The following is a 19,798-nucleotide window of genomic DNA, read 5'->3' as shown; positions in this document are numbered from 1 at the left end:
AGAACGATCATCCGGTACCGAAGGCGATCGCCAGGTACTCCTTCCTGTCCAGGGAGGAGTCGCTGGCGTACACCTTCGACATGTACAGGCGTCCCTGCGCGAACAGCACCTCGGAGCTCCTGGGGGACATCCCCGTCTCCGCGTCCCGCACCGCATCCGTCGCCGGGTTCTCCAGCAGCTTGGTCTGCTCGAAGGTGCCGCCGTCGATGCTCACGACCTGCCCGCCCTTGTCGTAGGGCGGCCGCTTGTACGCCAGGATGTTGCCGCCGTCCATGCGCAGCGGGGTGATCGTGTAGCCGTCGCCGGCGTCGGCGCGCTGGCCGGTCTGCTTGCCGGTGGCCAGGTCGAAGGCGACGACCTCGTTGGTCCTGCTGTACTCGGCCGTGCCGTCGTGCTCCTCGGTCGGGATGTACAGCCGGTCGTTGCCGACCGCCAGCCCGTTGCAGTGCTCGATCCTGGTGATGCCGTCGCAGCGGGCCGCGAACTCCTCACCGGGCGCGGAGATGCGGGTGCGCAGCTTGCCGGTCTTGTTGTCGATGGAGAAGAAGTCCGAGATGCCGCTGCCGTCACCGGCGGAGTCGCCGACGTCGGCGGCCACCACCAGCGGATCGGTGGACACGACCGCGGCGTACTCGATGCCCTCGGTCATCTTGTACTCGGAGACCACCTTGCCGGACTTCGGGTCGATGGTCTGGATGTGCAGCTGCCGCTGATCGTACGAACCGCACTTGCGCACCGCGACCAGCTTCGGTCCGCCGCCGTAGCCGGCGTCGTAGCAGGAGTCGGACGTCTTGGGCGACCACAGGGGCTTGCCGGAGGTGAGGTCCCAGGCGGCGCCGCCGCTGGTGCTGGCCGCCGCGACGGTGTTCCCGCTGACGGTGACGTTGTTGAAGCTGATCTCCTGGGTGCCGGACTTGGCCGTCTCGGACCACAGCTTCTCGCCCGTGGCGAGGTCGAGGACCGCGACCTGGGTGCACCGCTGCGGATCGTTCTTGGCGGGCATCCTCGGCTTGTAGACGATCGCCGTCCTGCCGTCCTCGGTGACGTGGTCGCTGGCCTCGCACACCGGTCCGGGCAGGTCGAGCGTCCACACCTTGCTGCCCTTGACGGCGTCGTAGCCGACGACCTCGGCGATGCCGCTCTTGGCGTACACCGTGTCGGTCAGCCAGGAACCGGAGACGGCGATGCTCGTGCTGTCCTTCGGGGCCTTCGGCGCCGGGACCTGGAAGAGGACCTTGGCGGAGGGGTCGGCCGGGGCCTTCTCCTTGCCGCCGGCGGCGGAGCCGCCGCCGTTCTCGGCGTCCTTCTCACCCCCGTCACCGCCGTCGGTGCCGCCCGAGTCGGCGGTGGTCTCCTTGTCGCCGCCGGACGAGGTCGAGGACGAGTACCAGACACCGGCGCCGACGATCAGGGCGATGGCCACGACCGCCGAGACGATGATGGCCAGCTGCGCGTTGACCTTCCGCCCGCCGCCGGGCCCACCGCCGGGGTGTGGCTGCATCGGCACGGTCGGGTACGGATAGCCGGGACCGGGCTGGCCGTAGGGCTGCTGCGGGTGTCCGTACGCACCTGGCTGACCGTACGGCTGCGGCGGCTGGCCGTACGGGCTCGACTGACCCGGCTGACCCGGGTAGCCGTAACCGGCCGGGGGCTGCTGCGGGTACCCGTACCCGGGCGGCGGCGTCGGGCCCGTCGGCGTGGGCGGGGTCTGCGGGGCGGCCTGCGGCGACTGCTGCGGGGTCTGCGGGTAGCCGTATCCCGGTTCCGGGGTCTTGCTGAGGTTCGGCCCGCTCGGGGCGGCCGGCGGCTGCTGGGCCGGCGGCTGCGACGGTTCGACCGGCGGACCGAAGCCCGGCGGCGGGGCCGGCGTGGCCGACTGCTCGGGCTGTGACGGCTCGGGCTGCTGCGGAGGCTGGTTGGGCGGCTGGGGCGGCTGCGTCATGACGTGTAGACCTCGAAAGGATCGAAGGACCCGAAGAACCCGAAGGACTCGAAGAAGGGGGCGGGCGGAGGGGAAGGGGCCGGACGGAGCGAGGGCGCCGGCCGTGCCCGGCCGGCGCGCCTCACCGCTGCTGCGCGCCTCACTTGCCGTAGGCGAGCATCAGCTTCTCCTTCGCCTCGTCGTTGCCGGACAGCCGGGTCGTCGAGATGTAGAAACGGCCGTCGACCCAGTCGATCGCCTTGCTGAAGAAACCGTTCTCGATCCTCGCGACGCCCTGCGGGTTCTGCAGCAGCGTGACCGGCTCGTGGCTGCTGCCGGTGGTCGGGATGGACACGACCCTGCCGCCCGCGTCGTACGACGGCCCCACGTAGGCGATGAGCTTGCCGCCCTCGACCTTCATGGGCACCATCGAGTCCGCCGCCGGGGACTTCACCCGCCACTTCTCCTTGCCGGTGGCGAGGCTGATCGCGACGATCTCGTTGGCCCCGGTGGTCGCCTTGGTGGGCAGGTAGAGGGTGTCCGCGTCGGCCGCGACGGCCTCGCAGCCCTGGAGGTCACGGGCGAAAATGGCCCAGCCGCACTCGGCGGCGAAGTCCTCGTCGACGGCGACCTGGGAGCGGATCGAGCCGTCGGCGCCGAGCGTGGAGATGTTCCACGCCTTCTTGTCCTTGTTGGTGCTGTAGACGACCACCGGGTCGATGGAGTAGGTGCGCTCGACGCGCCAGCCCTTCTCGAACGTCCGGGTCCACTTCACCTTGCCGGTCTTCGGGTCGAGTTCCTGGAGCTCGTCGTGCTCGTTGTTGCCGCCGGCACCGCAGGAAGCGACCTGGAACAGCCCCTCACCGCCCGCGAAACCGGCGGGGAAGCAGGCCTCGCCGTACTTCTTCTTGTCGTACATCTTGTCGCCGGAGGTGACGTCGAAGGCCGTGCCGGACTGCGAGCGGCTCACCATCAGCGTCTCGCCGCTGAGGGTCATCTTGATGGAGGTCACGGAGTCGAACAGCGCGCCGTCCTCGACCTTCTGCGTCCAGCCCTTCTCGCCGGTGTCGAGGTCGACGAGCTGGAGCTGGTTGCACTTGGCCCGGTCGCTGCTGCCGCTCATGTACGCGACGACTATCTTGTCGTCGGACGTCTTCTCCCGGGTGGTCGCGCAGATCTTCTCGGGGAAGGCGATGGGCTCCCAGGTCGGCTTGCCGTCGGCGACGTTGTAGGCGGAGAGCTCCTTGTAGGCCGCCTTCACCGCCGCCTTGTCGGTGATCCACATGCCGGGGGCCTCGGCTCCGGAACCGGGCGCGTCGGGCGCCTCCTTGTACCAGAGCACCTTGGACTCGCCGGACTGGCGGCCCGCGTTGAGGTCCTCCGGGTCCGAGTCGCCGTCGCCGCTGCCGTCGCCCGGATCGACCGGGGGGCCGGAGGGGTCGGGCTGGGGATCGTCGCTCTGCTGGGCGACGGGCTTCTTGTCCTGCTTCCCGTCGTCGCCGGAGACCGCCCACACGGTGCCGCCGACCACCAGCAGCGCCGTCACCACCGCGGCACCGATGATCATGGCGGGCTTGCCCTTGAAGGGGTTGCGGGAGCCGGGCCCCGGCTGCGGGGCGCCGGGCGCGCCCGGGTACTGCGGCTGCGGGTAGCCGTACCCCGGCTGCTGGCCGTACGGGCCGGGCTGCTGCGGCTGACCGTAGGGCCCGGAGGCGTACGGCCCGGAGGCGTACGGGCCCGGCTGCTGGCCGTACGGGCCCGGCTGCTGGGGGTAGCCGTACCCGGGCGGCGGCGTCGGGCCCGTCGGCGTGGACGGGGTCTGGGGCTGCCCCTGCGGAGGTGGCGGGGTCGGAGCCCCGAAGCCTCCGCTCGAGGCGGACGGATCCTGTGGTGCTCCGAAGCCGCCCTGCGGCGACTGGTCGGGCGGCTGAGCCATCAGCGCGTTCCCCCCTTGCTCACTGATTTTTAGCCACGCCCTGAGGTGCGTGATGTTCCCCAGAGTCGTATAAAGCCGGTTCTTACTTTTCTCAGACGGGGCCTTTCTATCACCCGGTACCGACAGGCCACCGGGCCCCGCCCGCCCCTGTACCCAAGGGAGGACCGGCCCGTGATGCCCTCGTTACGCGCCCCCACGCCCCTCCACACGCCCTTCACACCACGCGCGCCCCGCGCACGGGCCTGTGCGCGGGGCGGTACGGACCCGGGTACGGGGGTCAGGCGTCCTCGGCGAGTTCCAGCCACCGCGTTTCCAGCGCCTCGCGCTGACCGGCCGTCTCGCGCAGCTCCGCGTCGAGTTCGGCCACCTTCCCGAAGTCGGTGGCGTGCTCGGCGATGGCGGCGTGCAGCGTGGACTCCTTCTCGGAGAGCTTGTCCAGCTGCCGCTCGATCTTCTGCAGCTCCTTCTTGGCGGCGCGCACGTCGGCGGCGCTCTTCTCGGGGACGTCCGGGGCCGGTTTCGCCACGGGGGAGGCCGCCGCGGCGGTCTCCTCCATCTGCTTGCGCCGCTCCAGGTACTCGTCGATACCGCGCGGCAGCATCCGCAGGGCGCCGTCGCCGAGCAGGGCGAAGACCCGGTCGGTGGTGCGCTCGACGAAGAACCGGTCGTGGGAGATGACGATCATCGAGCCGGGCCAGCCGTCGAGGACGTCCTCGAGCTGGGTGAGGGTCTCGATGTCGAGGTCGTTGGTGGGCTCGTCGAGGAAGAGGACGTTGGGTTCGTCCATGAGCAGCCTCAGCAGCTGGAGCCGCCGCCGCTCACCGCCGGACAGGTCGCCGACCGGTGTCCACTGCTTGTCCTTGTTGAAGCCGAACGTCTCGCACAGCTGCCCGGCGGTCATCTCCCGCCCCGTGCCGAGGTCGACGCGCTCCCGCACCGCCTGTACGGCCTGGAGCACCCGCCAGGTGGGATCGAGTTCGGCGACCTCCTGGGAGAGGTAGGCGAGCCTGACCGTCTTGCCGACGCGGACCCGGCCCGCCGCGGGCTGCGCCTCGCCCTCGGTGCGGGCCGCCTCGGTCAGCGCCCGCAGCAGGGACGTCTTGCCCGCGCCGTTGACCCCGACCAGGCCGATCCGGTCGCCGGGGCCGAGCTGCCAGGTGATGTGCTTGAGCAGCACCTTGGGCCCCGCCTGGATGGTGACGTCCTCCAGGTCGAACACCGTCTTGCCGAGCCGTGACGAGGCGAACTTCATCAGCTCGCTGCTGTCGCGCGGCGGCGGCACGTCCGCGATCAGCTCGTTGGCGGCCTCGACACGGAAGCGCGGCTTGGACGTCCGCGCGGGTGCCCCGCGGCGCAGCCAGGCCAGCTCCTTGCGGACCAGGTTCTGCCGCTTGACCTCCTCGGTGGCGGCGATGCGCTCGCGTTCGGCACGGGCGAAGACGTAGTCGGAGTAGCCGCCCTCGTACTCGTACACGTCGCCGCGCTGCACGTCCCACATGCGGGTGCAGACCTGGTCGAGGAACCAGCGGTCGTGGGTGACGCAGACGAGCGCGGAGCGCCGCTCGCGCAGATGCCGGGCGAGCCAGGCGATGCCCTCGACGTCGAGGTGGTTGGTGGGCTCGTCGAGGACGACCAGGTCCTGTTCCTCGATGAGCAGCTTGGCGAGCGCGATCCGGCGCCGCTCGCCACCGGACAGCGGTCCGATGACGGTGTCCAGGCCCTTGGGGAACCCGGGCAGGTCCAGCCCGCCGAACAGCCCGGTCAGCACGTCGCGGACCTTGGCGTTGCCCGCCCACTCGTGGTCGGCCATGTCGCCGATGACCTCGTGCCGGACGGTGGCGGCGGGGTCGAGGGAGTCGTGCTGGGTGAGCACGCCGAGACGGAGCCCGCCGGAGTGCGTCACCCGCCCGGTGTCCGCCTCCTCCAGCTTGGCGAGCATCCGGATGAGGGTGGTCTTGCCGTCGCCGTTGCGCCCGACGACACCGATGCGGTCCCCCTCCGAGACCCCGAGGGAGATGCCGTCGAGGAGGGCACGGGTGCCGTACACCTTGCTGACGTTCTCGACATTGACCAGATTGACGGCCATTTCTCTCCTGCCTGGGGGGTCGATCAGCTTTCAAGCGTAGGGCGTCCCCGGGGGCGGCCGGAGCGCGAGGGGGCAGTCACCCTTTGTGATGACGCGATCGGAAACGGGCGGCTACCTTGGAGATCAGGCAGCAGGATCTCGTCCATGGGAGGAACCATGACCGCCGAGTCCGTAGAGCACCGCCACCACTGGCCGGTGCCGCCCGTGGACGGTTACACCGTGGACGACCTGTTCACCCTGCCGGATCTCCCGCCGCACACCGAGCTGATCGACGGGAGCCTGGTTTTCGTGAGTCCGCAGCGACGCTTCCATTTCCTTGTGATCGACCTGCTGGTCAACGGGCTACGCAGCTCTCTCGGCCCGGAGTTCAGTGTCGAGCGGGAGATGACCGTCATCCTTGACAAACGCAACGGCCCCGAACCCGATATCAGCGTGGTTCGAGCCGACGCGGTCACAGGGGTGGACCAGACCAGGTTTCAGGCCGAGGACGTCCTGCTCGCCGTGGAGGTCGTCTCCCCCGACTCGGAATCCCGCGACCGTACGACCAAACCGCACAAGTACGCCACTGCGGGAATCCCCAACTACTGGCGTGTCGAACAGGACGGGACCACCGGCCGTCCCCTCATCCATGTCTACGAGCTCGACGCCATGACGCGGTCCTACGTGCACATGGGTATGCAGCGCGACCGGATCAAGGTCGACAAACCTTCCGCCATCGCCATCGATCTGGGCACGGTCGAAACGCGGCCCTGAGTCCCTCAGACGACCGTCGCACCCGGCACGGGACCTGCCGCCGTACGCACCGTGCGGCAGGTGCCCGAGGCCCGCAGGGCGCGGGCGATCCCGTCCGCCGCTTCCGCGTCCCGGGCGAGGAACGCCGTGGTCGGCCCCGACCCCGAGACCAGTGAAGCCAGTGCCCCGGCCGCACGCCCCGCCGCCAGCGTGTCCGCCAGCTCCGGGAAGAGCGACAGCGCCGCCGGCTGGAGGTCGTTGGAGACGGCCGCGGCCAGCCCGTCGCAGTCGCCCTTGGCAAGGGCGTCCAGCAGGTCCTGCGAGGCCACCGGCTCGGGGATGCCCCGGCCCTCCGCCAGCCGGTCGAACTCCCGGAAGACCGCCGGGGTCGACAGCCCGCGTCCGGCCATCGCGAACACCCAGTGGAAGGCGCCGCCCACCTCCAGCTCGGTCAGCCTCTCGCCCCGCCCGGTGCCCAGCGCCGCCCCGCCGATCAGGGCGAACGGCACGTCGCTGCCCAGCTCGGCGCAGATCTCGAGCAGTTCCGCCCTCGAGGCGCCGGTCCCCCACAGCGCGTCGCAGGCCAGCAGCGCGCCCGCGCCGTCCGCGCTGCCGCCCGCCATGCCGCCGGCGACGGGGATGTCCTTGGCGATGTGGAGGTGCACGTCGGCGTCCCGGCCGTACCGCCCGGCGAGTGCGAGGGCGGCGCGGGCGGCGAGGTTCGTACGGTCCAGGGGCACCTCGACGGCATCCGGGCCCGCGCAGGTGACGCGCAGCCCGTCCGGCGACGGGGCCACGGTGACCTCGTCGTACAGTCCGACCGCGAGGAAGACGTTGGCCAGGTCGTGGAAGCCGTCGGGGCGGGCCGCGCCGACCGCGAGCTGGACGTTGACCTTGGCGGGCACGCGGACGGTGACGCTCACGCGGCGGACTCCTCGGACTGCTCGGGCTGCTTGTGTTCGGCGATGCGCGCGAACTCCTCGACGGTCAGGGACTCACCGCGCGCCTGCGGCGACACTCCTGCGGCGACCAGGGCCGCCTCGGCCGCCGCCGCCGAGCCCGCCCAGCCGGCGAGGGCCGCCCGCAGGGTCTTGCGGCGCTGGGCGAAGGCCGCGTCGACCACGGCGAAGACCTCGCGCCGGGTGGCCGTGGTCCGCAGCGGCTCGCTCCGGCGGACGAGGGAGACCAGCCCGCTGTCGACATTGGGGGCGGGCCAGAACACCTTCCGTCCGATGGCGCCGGCCCGCTTGACCTGCGCGTACCAGTTGGCCTTGACCGAGGGCACGCCGTACACCTTCGAACCGGGCGGAGCGGCGAGCCGGTCGGCGACCTCCGACTGGACCATGACGAGGGTGCGCTCGATGCTCGGGAAGGTTTCCAGCATGTGCAGCAGCACCGGCACGGCCACGTTGTAGGGCAGGTTGGCGACCAGCGCGGTCGGGGCGGGGCCGGGCAGCTCGGTGACGTGCATCGCGTCGGAGTGGACCAGCGCGAACCGCTCGGCGCGCTCCGGCATGCGGGCCGCGACGGTCGTGGGCAGCGCGGCGGCCAGCACGTCGTCGATCTCGACGGCGGTGACCCGGTCGGCGGCCTCCAGCAGCGCCAGGGTGAGCGAGCCGAGCCCCGGGCCGACCTCGACGACCACGTCGTCGGGGCGGACCTCGGCGGTGCGGACGATCCGGCGGACCGTGTTCGCGTCGATCACGAAGTTCTGGCCGCGCTGCTTGGTGGGCCGCACGCCGAGGGCGTCCGCGAGTTCACGGACGTCGGCGGGGCCCAGGAGGGCGTCGGGGGTGGGGCTGGTCACGGGACAAGGGTACGGGGCGCGGGCACTCCCGGGTCACGCCTGTGGATAACCGAAGGCGCGGGCCGTGTTCGCCGCGAGCGCCGTGGCGAGGGTGTCCTCGTCGACACCGCGTACGGCCGCCATGGCCCGCACCGTGACCGGCACCAGATACGGGGCGTTGGGCCGGCCGCGGTAGGGCACCGGCGTCAGGAAGGGGGCGTCGGTCTCCACCAGGATCAGCTCCGGCGGGGCCACGGCGAGCGCGTCGCGCAGGTTCTGGGCGTTCTTGAAGGTGATGTTGCCGGCGAACGACATGAAGTACCCGGCGCGGGCGCAGATCTCCGCCATCCCGGCGTCGCCCGAGTAGCAGTGGAAGACGGTGCGCTCCGGTGCGCCCTCCTCCTTGAGCACCCGCAGCACGTCGGCGTGGGCGTCGCGGTCGTGGATCACCAGGGCCTTTCCGTGCCGCTTGGCGATCTCGATGTGGGCGCGGAAGGACCGCTCCTGCGCCTCCTTGCCCTCCGGCCCGGTGCGGAAGTAGTCCAGTCCGGTCTCGCCGACGCCCTTGACCTGGGGCAGCGCGGCCAGCCGGTCGATCTCGGCGAGCGCCTCGTCCAGCGCGGCCTCCCCGCCCGGCTCCCGCGCCCCCTGCCGGGACCAGCCGTCGGGGTCGCCGAGCACGATGCGCGGGGCCTCGTTGGGGTGCAGCGCGACCGTCGCGTGGACGGCGTCGTACGCCGCCGCCGTCTCCGCCGCCCACCGGGACCCCTTGACGTCGCAGCCGACCTGCACCACCGTCGTCACGCCCACCGACGCGGCCTTGGCGAGCCCTTCCGCCACGGTGTCGGACTGCATGTCGAGGTGGGTGTGCGAATCCGCGACCGGTACCCGCAGGGGCTCCGAGAGCGGCGGGGCGGCGTTCTTGTCGGGGGCGTTCGAAGACATGCCCCCGATCCTACGGAAGCGGCGCGGGCGTCAGCCCGCCCTGTGGAAGAGGTGCAGGAGGTGGGACAGCTGCCACGGGTGACGCTCCCGTGCGGGCGTCGACCCCTCGGGCCCCCACGGCACCTCGACGGGCCCGGCGGCCGGCACCAGACGTTCGCGGTGGGCGGCGTCCCGGGCCGAGGCGACCCGGCCGGGGCGCATGATCCGCACGACGTGGCCGTCGCAGTGCCGGCACGTCGGACGGCTCAGCGGGGAGGGCACGACCCGGCCGTCCGCCACGTAGCGCACGGTGTCCCGGCCGTCGGTGTCCGTGTGGTGCTCTATCTCGTACGACTGCTCCCAGCCGTACCCGCAGCGCATGCAGGCGAACGAGTACGACTCCCTGACGACGCCGTCGGCGCGGTGTCCGGCCCTTCCTGCGATCTCGGTCATCCTGCCTCCTGTCGGTCCACGGCGGGCACGGGCCGGTGCGGCCCGTCCCTGTTTCCAGTGGACTCCTCCCCAGAGGCGAAAGCAGTGGAGGAGGCAGAGTATTGGAGCCGTTTTGGGCGTTTCGTTGCCGAAGGCTCCCAAACGCTTGACGGACGTCCCGGGCCGCCCCGGCCCCCGCTCACCCCGCGGGGTGTTTCGCCGCCACCACCGCGTCGAAGACCTCCCGCTTGGGCACCCCCGCCTCGACCGCGACCGCCGCGATCGCCTCCTTGCGCCGTTCCCCCGCCTCCTCGCGCACCCGCACCCTGCGCGCCAGCTCGGCGGCGTCCACCTCCTCGGGGCCCCGGTCCGGCGCACCCTCGACCACGACGGTGATCTCCCCGCGCACCCCCTCGGCCGCCCACGCGGCCAGCTCGGCGAGCGAGCCCCGCCTGACCTCCTCGTACGTCTTGGTCAGCTCGCGGCAGACGGCGGCCCGGCGCTCCGCGCCGAACACCTCGGCCATCGCGGCGAGCGTGTCGTCGAGCCGGTGCGGGGACTCGAAGTAGACGAGGGTGCGCCGCTCCCCGGCCACCTCCCGCAGCCGCCCGAGCCGCTCCCCCGCCTTGCGGGGCGGGAAGCCCTCGAAGCAGAACCGGTCGACGGGCAGCCCGGACAGGGCGAGCGCGGTGAGCACGGCGGACGGTCCGGGCACCGCGGTGACCTTGATGTCCCGCTCCACGGCGGCCGCGACCAGCCGGTACCCGGGGTCGGACACGGAGGGCATCCCGGCGTCCGTCACCAGCAGCACGCGCGCGCCGCCGGCCAGTTCCTCGACCAGTTCGGGCGTACGGGCGGACTCGTTGCCCTCGAAGTACGACACCACCCGGCCCTTGGGGGTGACGCCGAGCGCCTGGGTCAGCCGCCGCAGCCGCCGGGTGTCCTCGGCGGCGACGACGTCGGCGCCGGCCAGCTCCTCGGCGAGCCGGGGCGGGGCGTCGGAGACGTCGCCGATGGGGGTGCCTGCGAGTACGAGGGTTCCGGTCACTCCCCCATCCTCCCAGGGCCCGGCGGCCGCAGGTTGCGGCCAGGGGCGGAACCGAAGGAGAGCCGGGCATACCGCCCATGCGCGGGACTCCCACAGCGCTGTTCCCTACGATGGCGCGGTGACCAGTACCGCGTCCTCCACGGACATCCGGCAGGAGCAGTCGCCACAGGAGCGGCAACCGTCGTGGCAGCAGCGGCTGCGCCGCTTCGGCCACCCGGCGACGGGGACCTGGGGCAGTGCCCCCGAGGTTCCCGGGGCTCCCGGGGCTCCCGGCATCCGTGACCGCCTGGTCCCGCCGTACACCGAGCCGTCCGGCAGGCTGTGGAGCACGCTCGGGGTGCCGCCGGTGCTCGCCGACCGGATCGTCCGCTGGTCGGCGTGGGGCGGCCCGCTGCTGGTCACCCTGTTCGCGGGAGTGCTGCGGTTCTGGAACCTGGGCAGCCCCAAGGCGGTGATATTCGACGAGACGTACTACGCCAAGGACGCCTGGGCGCTCGTCCACCGCGGTTTCGAGGTCAACTGGGACAAGAACGCCAACGACCTGATCCTCTCCAAGGGCGGGGACGTCCCGATCCCGGTCGAAGCGGCGTACGTCGTGCATCCGCCGGTCGGCAAGTACGTCATCGGGCTGGGCGAGCTGATGTTCGGGTTCGACCCGTTCGGCTGGCGGTTCATGACGGCGCTGCTCGGGACACTCTCCGTCCTGATGCTGTGCCGTATCGGCCGGCGCCTGTTCCGTTCCACGTTCCTGGGCTGCCTCGCGGGCGCGCTGATGGCGGTGGACGGGCTGCACTTCGTGATGAGCCGCACCGCGCTGCTCGACGGGGTGCTGATGTTCTTCGTGCTCGCGGCCTTCGGGTGCCTGCTCGTCGACCGGGACCGGGCCAGGGCGCGGCTCGCCGCCGCGCTGCCCGTGGGCCCCGACGGCCGGACCCTGCCGGACCCGGACGTCGCCGAGAACACCCGGCTGGGCCTGCGGCCCTGGCGGCTGGCGGCGGGGCTGATGCTGGGCCTGGCGTTCGCCACGAAGTGGAACGCGCTGTACGTCATGGCCGCGCTCTGCGTGATGGCGGTGCTGTGGGACGTCGGCGCGCGCCGGACCGCCGGCGCCCGTCACCCCTACCGGGCGGTGGTGCGGCGCGACCTGGGCTGGGCGTTCCTCTCCACCGTCCCGGTCGCGCTCGCGACGTACGTCGCCTCGTGGCTCGGCTGGTTCCTCTCCGCGGACGACGGCAGCGGCGGCTACTACCGCGACTGGGCGGCGACCGACGGCAAGGACAGCAGCTGGTCCTGGCTGTTCCCCGACTGGTGGCGCAGCTTCTGGCACTACGAGAACCAGGTGTACGACTTCCACGTCGGCCTGTCCTCACCGCACCCCTACGAGTCCAACCCGTGGAGCTGGATCGTCACCGGCCGCCCGGTCTCCTACTTCTACGAGTCCCCGGCACCCGGCAGGGACGGCTGCCCGGCCGACGCGGCCGAGAAGTGCGCCCGCGAGGTGCTGGCCCTGGGCACGCCCATGCTGTGGTGGGTGGCCTGCTTCGCGCTCCTCTACGTCCTGTGGCGCTGGTTCTTCCGCCGTGACTGGCGGGCGGGCGCCATCGCCTGCGGCGTCGCGGCCGGCTATCTGCCGTGGTTCCTGTACCAGGAGCGCACCATCTTCTTCTTCTACTCCATCGTCTTCCTCCCCTTCCTGTGCCTGGCGGTGGCGATGCTCCTGGGCGCCCTCGTCGGCCCGCCCCGCTCCCACGACACCCGCAGGGTCGCGGGCGCGACGGCGGCCGGCGTCCTGGTCCTCCTGATCGCCTGGAACTTCATCTACTTCTGGCCCATCTACACCGGCACCTCCATCCCGATCGACGACTGGCGTGCGCGGATGTGGCTGGACACCTGGGTCTAGCCGGGGCGGACACGGCACGAGGGCACGGCCCTGGCTCTGCTGCGGTCCGCGCAGGAGCGGGGGAGGATGGAAGGCAGGCGACCGAGGAGGCCTGTCATGAAAACCGGAGACACCGCAGACTCGGCCTACGAACCGTGGCTGTACTCCCACACGCCCTCGCAGGCCGAGGGCGAGCGGGACGATCCCGCCGAGCGCGCGGCCGCGCACCCGGACGTCCCCAGGACCGAGCCGTCCCAGGCGGAGGGCGAGCAGGCGGACGACACCGGGATGGCGTGATCGCCACCAGGAGATCGCCCTCGCTCCCTCTGGTCCGCGTTGCCTCAGACCAGAGGAGGACTCTTCGCGCTGTCGGGGACGCCTGGGGGAAGCGGGGGAGCGCCTCTCAGTGGAGCATCGACGCGAGGCCCGGCAGGCCCTGTGTCGATGCGGCAAGGGGGGGCTGAGGCAAGGGGGTGCTGCGCCTCCGGCCGCCCCGTTCCCCCCCCGTTTCGGGCAACGATCGGCCATCGCTTCCATGCCGGAACGGTATAACCCAGGCAACGGATCGCCTTCGGTTCGATGACGGACGGGAGTCGGCGCCGGAAAAGTTCGGGCCCGCTCGGAGAACCCCCGATACTGTTCTCCGCACCTGCCCCGAAATGGCCGGTTAGTGGTCAGGGTGCGCGGCGCCCGAGCCGACCCCACACGTCTCGTGAGCAGCGCGATCGCGTGTATTGACATGCCCCTTTCCACGTGTAAACGTTCTGCGGCTGTCCTGATCCAGCCGGACAGACAACGTCGATCCCAGGGGGGACGCCATGAACTGGTACATCGAGGTCCTCAAGAAGTACGCGGTGTTCAACGGACGGGCGCGCCGCAAGGAGTACTGGATGTTCACGCTGTTCAGCGTGATCGTCTCCATCGTGCTCACCGCTGTGGACGCCGCCATCGGAATCCAGGTACTGCAGCCCATCTACGCCATCGCGGTCCTGCTGCCGACTCTCGCTGTGACGGTCCGCCGCCTGCACGACACCAACCGCTCCGGCTGGTGGATCTTCATCGCGCTCATCCCTCTCGTCGGCTTCATCGTGATGCTGGTGTTCCTGGCCACCGAGGGCACGCCGGGGGAGAACAAGTACGGCGCGAACCCGAAGGAGCCCTTGGCGAAATTCTGATATCAGTCGCGCTGGAACAGGTCAGCGAAACCGGTAACCGCGAAAGAGCCCCGGCCTCGGCCGGGGCTCTTTCGCGGTTACCGCCGGCCCCGCGGACCGCCCGGGGCACAGCCGGCCCACTTCCAGCGGGCTCCCCTCTGCTGTCGTCGGCTGGCCCGACGGTCGTCCGGGGGCGCTGTGGTGTGTCGCTGTTCGGCCTCGTCGATGTCAGGTGGATCCGCGCGGGCACGGCTTCGTCGTTCCCGGTGGGTTGTCGGCGAGGTGGTCGAGGGCGCGGGCGACGGCCGAGTCGCAGTGGTGTGCGAGCTCGGTGGCCGTGAAGACGGGGGTGCGGAACTCCCGCGGCACCGGGATGCCCCGGCCCTCGAAGCTCTGCCCGGCCGCGTCCCGGTAGTCCTCGTTGCTGAGGTCGAGGTACCAGTCGCCGGGCAGGGTCCGCGAGAGCTGGTCCGAGAAGATGCCCTGCGTCGGGCGGCCGATCAAGGTGGGCTTCGGCGAGCGGTTCAGCAGCGCCATGACCGCCGTCTCGCCCGCGCTCACCGTGAGGTCGCTGACCAGCAGCGCGATCGGCCCGTGGAAGCCGGGGCGGGTGCTGGGCGGCACCCGCAGCTTCTCGTACGGCGTGAACCCGGAGGCCGCCTGCGTGTCGCGGGCCCGCTTCTGGAACGCGAAGTGGGGCTTGTCCGTCAGCCGGGAGGCGAGGGCGATGCCGAGCTCGTCGAAACCGCCGTCGTTGAGGCGCAGATCGAGCACGAGGCCGCGCCAGCCGTCCCGCTCCGCGACGGCGAACACCGTGTCCAGGGCCTGTTCGAACTTCTTCCGGTCGGCGTCGTACGACTCGTCCGCGAAGTCGTCGAACTGGGTGATGCGCAGGTATCCCGGACCGTCCGGCAGCCCGGAGGCGTACTCCACCTCGTCGTCGATGACGGGGGTGAGCCGCTTGCCCAGCCTCGCTTCGGCCGCGGACCGGAGGGCGTCGGTGTCCACGTCGTCGGATTCGCGCGTGCCCGGCCGTCTGCCGTAGAGGCTGAGGTCCTCCCCCTCGATGCCGGTGTGCATGTCGCCGAGTTCGCGGACCGTGTCGCCCAGCAGCTCGCCGAGCGTCCGGTCGGTGTTGTGCTCGGCGAGGGCGGCCCGGTCGCGCTCCCTGCGCGCCGTGTCGAGCTTCCGGTGCGGGTAGGGCGGGTAGTTCTCGACGAGGTTCTGCCAGAAGACGTCGAAGGTCTGCAGCCGGCGGTCGGCCGCGTCCTTCGGGATGTCGGACGGGCAGTCGGGCAGCTCCGTGAGCCGGTTCATGTGGATCTGCCCGGCCGACCCCGGTTCCCGCACGATCAGCCGGTCTCCCTGCCGGTGGACGAGCAGCTCGACCTCACCGTCCTCACCGAAGGACGTCGCGTCACCCTCACGGCCCACCGATGCCGACGAGTCCCCGCCGAGGCAGCTCCCCGCCGTCCGGTCGTAGGAGGTGAGCCGGGTCCTTCCCGCACCGTCCCGGGCGATGTCGAAGACGTAGCCGTACCCGGCGCTCTGCCATGTCCCCTCGATCGCCGCGTTCCGGTCGCCGGGGGTGCGGTCCGGACCCGAGCAGGCGGTCAGCACCGCGGCGAGCCCCACCAGCAGCCATCGTCTCCACGCCATGAGCGCGAACGTACCGCAGGCCTTGTGAGCGTTGCGGTCAACCGGGCACCGGAGGGTGTCGGGCTGGAGAAGGTGGGCGACTGACTCAGGCCTCCTGACCACCCGTCTCCGTTCGGACAACAATCGGAAACAGCCGTCCCGGTCGTCACTCCTTACGCATAGAGTGCTCACTCGCCGAACGTCCTGAACACGTTCAGAAGGCGTGGGGGGTCCGGCGGGGAGGGGACAAGCCCGATGGGCAAGGGGGTCAAGGCCACCGTCATCGGTGGTGTGTTCGCGGTCATGGTGGGTGGGGCCGGGTACGGGGTCTACAACATCGTGTCGGCGGTGAACGGCGGCGGGGGCGGCGGCGGTCCGGACGCGGCCGTGCCCAAGAAGTCCGGGCCGCCGGACAAGGAGGAGGTCGCGAAGGCGAGCGGGGCGTTCTTCGCGGCCTGGGAGAAGGCGCAGGCCGAGCAGGCCGCGTCGTACACGAACAACGCCGGGGAGGCGGGCCCGTTACTGGCTGCCTACGGCGAGGACGCCCATCTGGCCGATGTCGAGATCACCCCGGGCACGGCCACCGGCACCACCGTGCCGTTCCGGGTGAAGGCGACCGTCTCCTACGACGGGAAGTCCGAACCCCTCAGCTACAAGAGTGAGTTGACCGTCGTGCGCGGGGAGACCACCGGGCGTGCGCTGGTCGACTGGCAGCCGTCCGTGGTCCACCCGGATCTGAAGGACGGCGACACCCTGGTCACCGGGGAGGCGGCGCAGCCGCCGATCGAGGCCGTGGACCGGGACGGCACGGTGCTGACCGAGGAGGAGTACCCCTCCCTCGGCCCGATCCTGGACACCCTGCGCGAGAAGTACGGCGACGAGGCGGGCGGCACCCCCGGCGTCGAGCTGGTGATCCGGCACGCCGACGGGACCGCGGGCGAGGGCGCCGGCGACACGACGCTGCTGACTCTCGCCAAGGGCAAGCCCGGCCGGCTGCGTACGACGCTCAGCGCGGGGGTGCAGGCCGCGGCCGAGAAGGCGGTGAAGGGGTTCGCCGAGTCGTCGGTGGTGGCGGTGCGGCCGAGCAGCGGCGAGGTGCTGGCGGTCGCCAACCACCGCGAGGACGGGTTCAACGCGGCGTTCCAGGGCCGGGTCGCCCCCGGTTCGACCATGAAGATCGTCACCGCGGCCATGCTCATCGACAACGGCGTGGCCTCGATGAACGGCCCGGCTCCCTGCCCGCCCACCGCCACCTGGCAGAGCCAGACGTTCAAGAACCTCACCGGCATGGACCCGAACGAGAACGCCACCCTGGCCGACAGCTTCCTGCGTTCCTGCAACACGGCCTTCATCAAGCTCATCGACGAGGACCCGCTCACGGACGCCTCGCTCACCCAGGAGACCCAGGAGCGGTTCGGGCTGGGCCGGGACGACTGGAAGACCGGCATCGTCTCCTTCGACGGCAGTGTTCCCGCCGTCGCGGGTCCGGACCGTGCCGCCGACGCCATAGGCCAGGGCCAGGTGCAGCTGAACCCGCTGAACATGGCGTCGGTGACGGCGACCGCGATCACCGGCGCCTTCCGCCAGCCGTACCTGGTCTCCCCGGAGCTCGACGGCCGGCAGTTGGCGCAGGCGAAGGGCCTTCCGGCGGGCACCGCCGCCCAGTTGAAGCAGATGATGCGGCTCACCGCCACCCAGGGCACCGCCCAGGAGGCCATGGCCGGGCTCGGCGGCGACATCGGCGCGAAGACCGGCTCCGCCGAGGTCGACGGCAACGCCACCTCCGACAGCTGGTTCACCGGCTTCCGGAACGACGTGGCGGCGGCGGCCATGGCCCAGCAGGGCGGCCACGGCGGCGACGCGGCCGGTCCGATTGTCGCAGCCGTGCTACGAGCAGGTGGCTGAGCACGAGGCGCGGGCGGGGGGACTCTAGGCTGGTGGCCGTCGTTGGCATGTGAGCGCCATGGCGGGTGAGAGCCATGGCGGAGGAACGCCACGAGGGCAGCGTACGGGTATCGGGGGAGCCCGGCGGAGTTTTTTGCGGAGGATCGGACAAGCAGTGGGCAACAGAAAGCGCGTCGCCGAGCGACGGAAGACCCCGCCCGCCGTGCTCGGCGGGGTGATCGCCGTCGTCGTCGGCGGTGCCGGGCTCGGCGCCTACGCGTTGTTCGGGGGTGGGGGCGAGGACGGGGACGGCACCCGGACGTCCTCCGCCCAGCAGGCCGAGGAGGCCAGGACCGGCCCGCTGTCCGCCGCCGAGGTCACCGACGCGGCCGAGCGTTTCCTCACCGCCTGGCAGCAGGGCAAGGTGAGCGAGGCCGCCGAGGCCACCGACGACCCGGAGGCGGCCACCGCCCTGCTCACCGGCTACACCAAGGACGCCCGCGTCGAGGACGTCACCCTCACCGCCGGCACCCGTACCGGCGACAAGGTCCCGTTCTCCGTCAAGGGCACGGTGGCGTACGGGGACTTCACCGAGCCGCTCGCCTACGACAGCGCGCTGACCGTCGTACGCCGGGCCGGGGACGGCGAACCGCAGGTCGCGTGGGCGCCCTCCGTCGTGCACCCCGACCTCAAGGACGGCGACCGGCTGGTCACCGGGGAGGCGGGCACCCCGCCGGTCAAGGCGCTGGACCGGGACGGCGGCGAACTGACCACCGCCGCCTATCCGTCCATCGGGCTGGTCCTGGACGGGCTGCGCGAGAAGTACGGCAAGTCGGCGGGCGGCGAGGCCGGCATCGAACTGCGTGTGGTCCGCGGCGAGGAGTCCAAGAAGGCGGAGGCCTCCGACAGGACCGTGCTGGAGCTGAGCAAGGGCACTCCCGGCACGGTGCGGACCACGCTGGACCCGAAGCTCCAGGCCGCGGCCGAGGAGCAGGTGGCCAAGAAGGCCAGGTCGTCGGTGGTGGTGCTGCGGGCGTCGACCGGTGAGATCCTCGCCGCCGCGAACGCCTCGCGCGGCTTCAACACCGCCCTCCAGGGGTCACTGGCCCCCGGCTCGACGTTCAAGGTGCTCACCGCCTCGATGCTGATCGAGAAGGGCCTCGCGTCCATCGACGAGAAGCACCCGTGCCCGAAGTACTTCAGCTACGGCGGCTGGAAGTTCCAGAACCTCGACAAGTTCGACATCAAGGGCGGAACGTTCCGGGACAGCTTCGGCGCCTCCTGCAACACCGCCTTCATCAGCCAGGCGCCCGAGTTGACGGACGACGACCTGACCAAGCAGGCGCAGCAGGTCTTCGGGCTCGCGAAGGACGACTGGCAGGTCGGGGTGTCGTCCTTCGACGGCGCGGTGCCGGTGCAGAAGGACGCCCCCATGGCGGCCTCCCTGATCGGTCAGGGCGGGGTGCGGATGAACCCGCTGAACATGGCGTCGGTGTCGGCGACCGTCAAGGCGGGCGTGTTCCACCAGCCGTACCTGGTGGCGCCGGAGGTGGACAACCGCACGCTGGCCACGGCCTCGCGCACCATGTCGCCGCAGACGCTGTCGCAGCTGCGGGAGTTGATGTCGTACACGGCGACCAGCGGCACGGCGGCGACGGCGATGGCCGGGGTGAGCGGTGACAAGGGCGCGAAGACCGGGTCGGCCGAGGTCGACGGTCAGAAGAAGCCCAACGGCTGGTTCACCGCGTACCGCGGGGACCTGGCGGCGGCGGGGGTCGTGCAGGCGGCCGGCCACGGCGGCAAGACGGCGGGCCCGATCGTGGCGAGCCTGCTGAAGCTCGGCGACGGCTGACCCGGACGCGGGCGGCGGTTCACCGGCCGCCGCCCGCCGGCGCGGTCAGTGCGGGACCGGCGCGGTGGCCGCCACTGCCGTGTACGTACGCCGCAGGAACCGCGTCAGGGCCTTCGTCTCGAACTGCACCACCGACACCCCCTGCGCGGAGTGGAACTCCACGACGGTCTGCACCCGGCCGCACGGCCACACCCGCACGTCGCCGCTTCCCACGGGAGTGCGCAGCCCTTCTTCGAGCAGCGCGCGGGGGACGGTCCACTCGTGGTTCCCGGGGCCGGGCATCCGCACCGTCACGGTGCGGGGGGCGCGCTCGGCGTCGTAGCACAGCGTCACGGGCACCGCCCCGCGGTCCGCGGCCTGCGGGGCGTCCGCGTCCGTGACGATCTGCGCGCGTGCGTACTGCTCGACTGCGTTCATGGGTGGCCCCTCACGGTGCTCTACCTGTACGAAAGCCGTATACCCGCCCGCATCCCCAATGTCGCACACATTCCGGAATCCCACTCTCCGTGCGGGGCCGGTCACGAAT

Annotated in this window: 16 protein-coding genes; 6 read left to right on the top strand and 10 right to left on the bottom strand. The window is 71.5% G+C overall.

Annotated features, from left to right (window positions below):
• Positions 1 to 7 precede the first annotated feature (7 nt).
• The 3 genes from ACTWJ9_RS19495 to ACTWJ9_RS19485 all read right to left on the bottom strand — a co-directional run bounded on the left by ACTWJ9_RS19495 (position 8) and on the right by ACTWJ9_RS19485 (position 5,943).
• Entirely contained in the window at positions 8 to 1,942 is a 1,935-nt protein-coding gene (locus tag ACTWJ9_RS19495) for an outer membrane protein assembly factor BamB family protein (RefSeq protein WP_443294513.1), read from the bottom strand.
• Between the two features lie 139 nt (positions 1,943 to 2,081).
• Complete coding sequence (locus tag ACTWJ9_RS19490) at positions 2,082 to 3,857, bottom strand: outer membrane protein assembly factor BamB family protein (RefSeq protein WP_387038533.1); 1,776 nt, start codon at positions 3,855 to 3,857, stop codon at positions 2,082 to 2,084.
• Positions 3,858 to 4,134: 277 nt separating this feature from the next.
• On the bottom strand, positions 4,135 to 5,943 hold the full coding sequence (locus tag ACTWJ9_RS19485) for an ABC-F family ATP-binding cassette domain-containing protein (protein ID WP_387038531.1): 1,809 nt from the start codon (positions 5,941 to 5,943) through the stop codon (positions 4,135 to 4,137).
• Positions 5,944 to 6,099: 156 nt separating this feature from the next.
• On the opposite strand from ACTWJ9_RS19485, the gene ACTWJ9_RS19480 reads away from it, so the two are divergent.
• Entirely contained in the window at positions 6,100 to 6,696 is a 597-nt protein-coding gene (locus tag ACTWJ9_RS19480; RefSeq protein ID WP_384203418.1) for a Uma2 family endonuclease, read from the top strand.
• A 5-nt stretch (positions 6,697 to 6,701) separates the two neighbouring features.
• On the opposite strand, the gene ACTWJ9_RS19475 is transcribed toward ACTWJ9_RS19480, so the two are convergent.
• From ACTWJ9_RS19475 to rsmI, 5 genes are all read right to left on the bottom strand, one after another.
• Positions 6,702 to 7,598 carry a 4-(cytidine 5'-diphospho)-2-C-methyl-D-erythritol kinase gene (locus ACTWJ9_RS19475; protein WP_387038530.1) on the bottom strand — a complete coding sequence of 299 codons (897 nt, stop codon included), beginning with the start codon at positions 7,596 to 7,598 and terminating at the stop codon, positions 6,702 to 6,704.
• A complete protein-coding gene (gene rsmA / locus ACTWJ9_RS19470) occupies positions 7,595 to 8,482 on the bottom strand; it encodes a 16S rRNA (adenine(1518)-N(6)/adenine(1519)-N(6))-dimethyltransferase RsmA (RefSeq protein ID WP_387038528.1) in 888 nt (295 codons plus the stop codon). Before rsmA ends, ACTWJ9_RS19475 begins: the two co-directional genes overlap by 4 nt.
• A 33-nt stretch (positions 8,483 to 8,515) precedes the next feature.
• Positions 8,516 to 9,406: a TatD family hydrolase gene (locus tag ACTWJ9_RS19465; RefSeq protein ID WP_443294512.1), complete on the bottom strand. Its 891-nt coding sequence runs from the start codon at positions 9,404 to 9,406 to the stop codon at positions 8,516 to 8,518.
• Between the two features lie 30 nt (positions 9,407 to 9,436).
• The gene (locus tag ACTWJ9_RS19460; RefSeq protein WP_443294511.1) at positions 9,437 to 9,838 is read right to left on the bottom strand and encodes a hypothetical protein; all 402 of its coding nucleotides are present in this window, start codon (positions 9,836 to 9,838) and stop codon (positions 9,437 to 9,439) included.
• A gap of 178 nt (positions 9,839 to 10,016) precedes the next feature.
• Positions 10,017 to 10,865: a 16S rRNA (cytidine(1402)-2'-O)-methyltransferase gene (gene rsmI / locus ACTWJ9_RS19455; protein WP_279335507.1), complete on the bottom strand. Its 849-nt coding sequence runs from the start codon at positions 10,863 to 10,865 to the stop codon at positions 10,017 to 10,019.
• A 118-nt stretch (positions 10,866 to 10,983) separates the two neighbouring features.
• Here rsmI and ACTWJ9_RS19450 point away from each other — a divergent pair, with 118 nt between their 5' ends.
• The 3 genes from ACTWJ9_RS19450 to ACTWJ9_RS19440 all read left to right on the top strand — a co-directional run bounded on the left by ACTWJ9_RS19450 (position 10,984) and on the right by ACTWJ9_RS19440 (position 13,919).
• On the top strand, positions 10,984 to 12,765 hold the full coding sequence (locus tag ACTWJ9_RS19450; protein WP_279335506.1) for a dolichyl-phosphate-mannose--protein mannosyltransferase: 1,782 nt from the start codon (positions 10,984 to 10,986) through the stop codon (positions 12,763 to 12,765).
• A 96-nt stretch (positions 12,766 to 12,861) separates the two neighbouring features.
• Entirely contained in the window at positions 12,862 to 13,041 is a 180-nt protein-coding gene (locus tag ACTWJ9_RS19445) for a hypothetical protein (RefSeq protein ID WP_279335505.1), read from the top strand.
• Positions 13,042 to 13,562: 521 nt separating this feature from the next.
• Positions 13,563 to 13,919, top strand: coding sequence for a DUF805 domain-containing protein (locus tag ACTWJ9_RS19440; RefSeq protein WP_279335504.1), 357 nt, complete (start codon positions 13,563 to 13,565; stop codon positions 13,917 to 13,919).
• A gap of 207 nt (positions 13,920 to 14,126) precedes the next feature.
• Here ACTWJ9_RS19440 and ACTWJ9_RS19435 read toward each other — a convergent pair whose 3' ends face one another.
• Positions 14,127 to 15,557, bottom strand: coding sequence for a S41 family peptidase (locus tag ACTWJ9_RS19435; RefSeq protein WP_279335503.1), 1,431 nt, complete (start codon positions 15,555 to 15,557; stop codon positions 14,127 to 14,129).
• A 234-nt stretch (positions 15,558 to 15,791) separates the two neighbouring features.
• Here ACTWJ9_RS19435 and ACTWJ9_RS19430 point away from each other — a divergent pair, with 234 nt between their 5' ends.
• Together ACTWJ9_RS19430 and ACTWJ9_RS19425 are read left to right on the top strand one after the other, a co-directional pair.
• Positions 15,792 to 17,441, top strand: a complete 1,650-nt coding sequence (locus ACTWJ9_RS19430; protein ID WP_443294510.1) for a penicillin-binding transpeptidase domain-containing protein — start codon at positions 15,792 to 15,794, stop codon at positions 17,439 to 17,441.
• Positions 17,442 to 17,595: 154 nt separating this feature from the next.
• Entirely contained in the window at positions 17,596 to 19,272 is a 1,677-nt protein-coding gene (locus ACTWJ9_RS19425; protein ID WP_279335501.1) for a penicillin-binding transpeptidase domain-containing protein, read from the top strand.
• Positions 19,273 to 19,317: 45 nt separating this feature from the next.
• Here ACTWJ9_RS19425 and ACTWJ9_RS19420 read toward each other — a convergent pair whose 3' ends face one another.
• Positions 19,318 to 19,689 carry an SsgA family sporulation/cell division regulator gene (locus tag ACTWJ9_RS19420; protein ID WP_387041228.1) on the bottom strand — a complete coding sequence of 124 codons (372 nt, stop codon included), beginning with the start codon at positions 19,687 to 19,689 and terminating at the stop codon, positions 19,318 to 19,320.
• Between the last annotated feature and the right edge of the window lie 109 nt (positions 19,690 to 19,798).

The sequence above is a fragment of the Streptomyces sp. GDS52 genome, assembly GCF_052246875.1.
Taxonomy (GTDB): Bacteria; Actinomycetota; Actinomycetes; order Streptomycetales; family Streptomycetaceae; genus Streptomyces; species Streptomyces cathayae.
The sequence above is the reverse complement of the archived record's forward strand: the minus strand, read 5'-3'. Positions and strand labels throughout refer to the sequence as shown.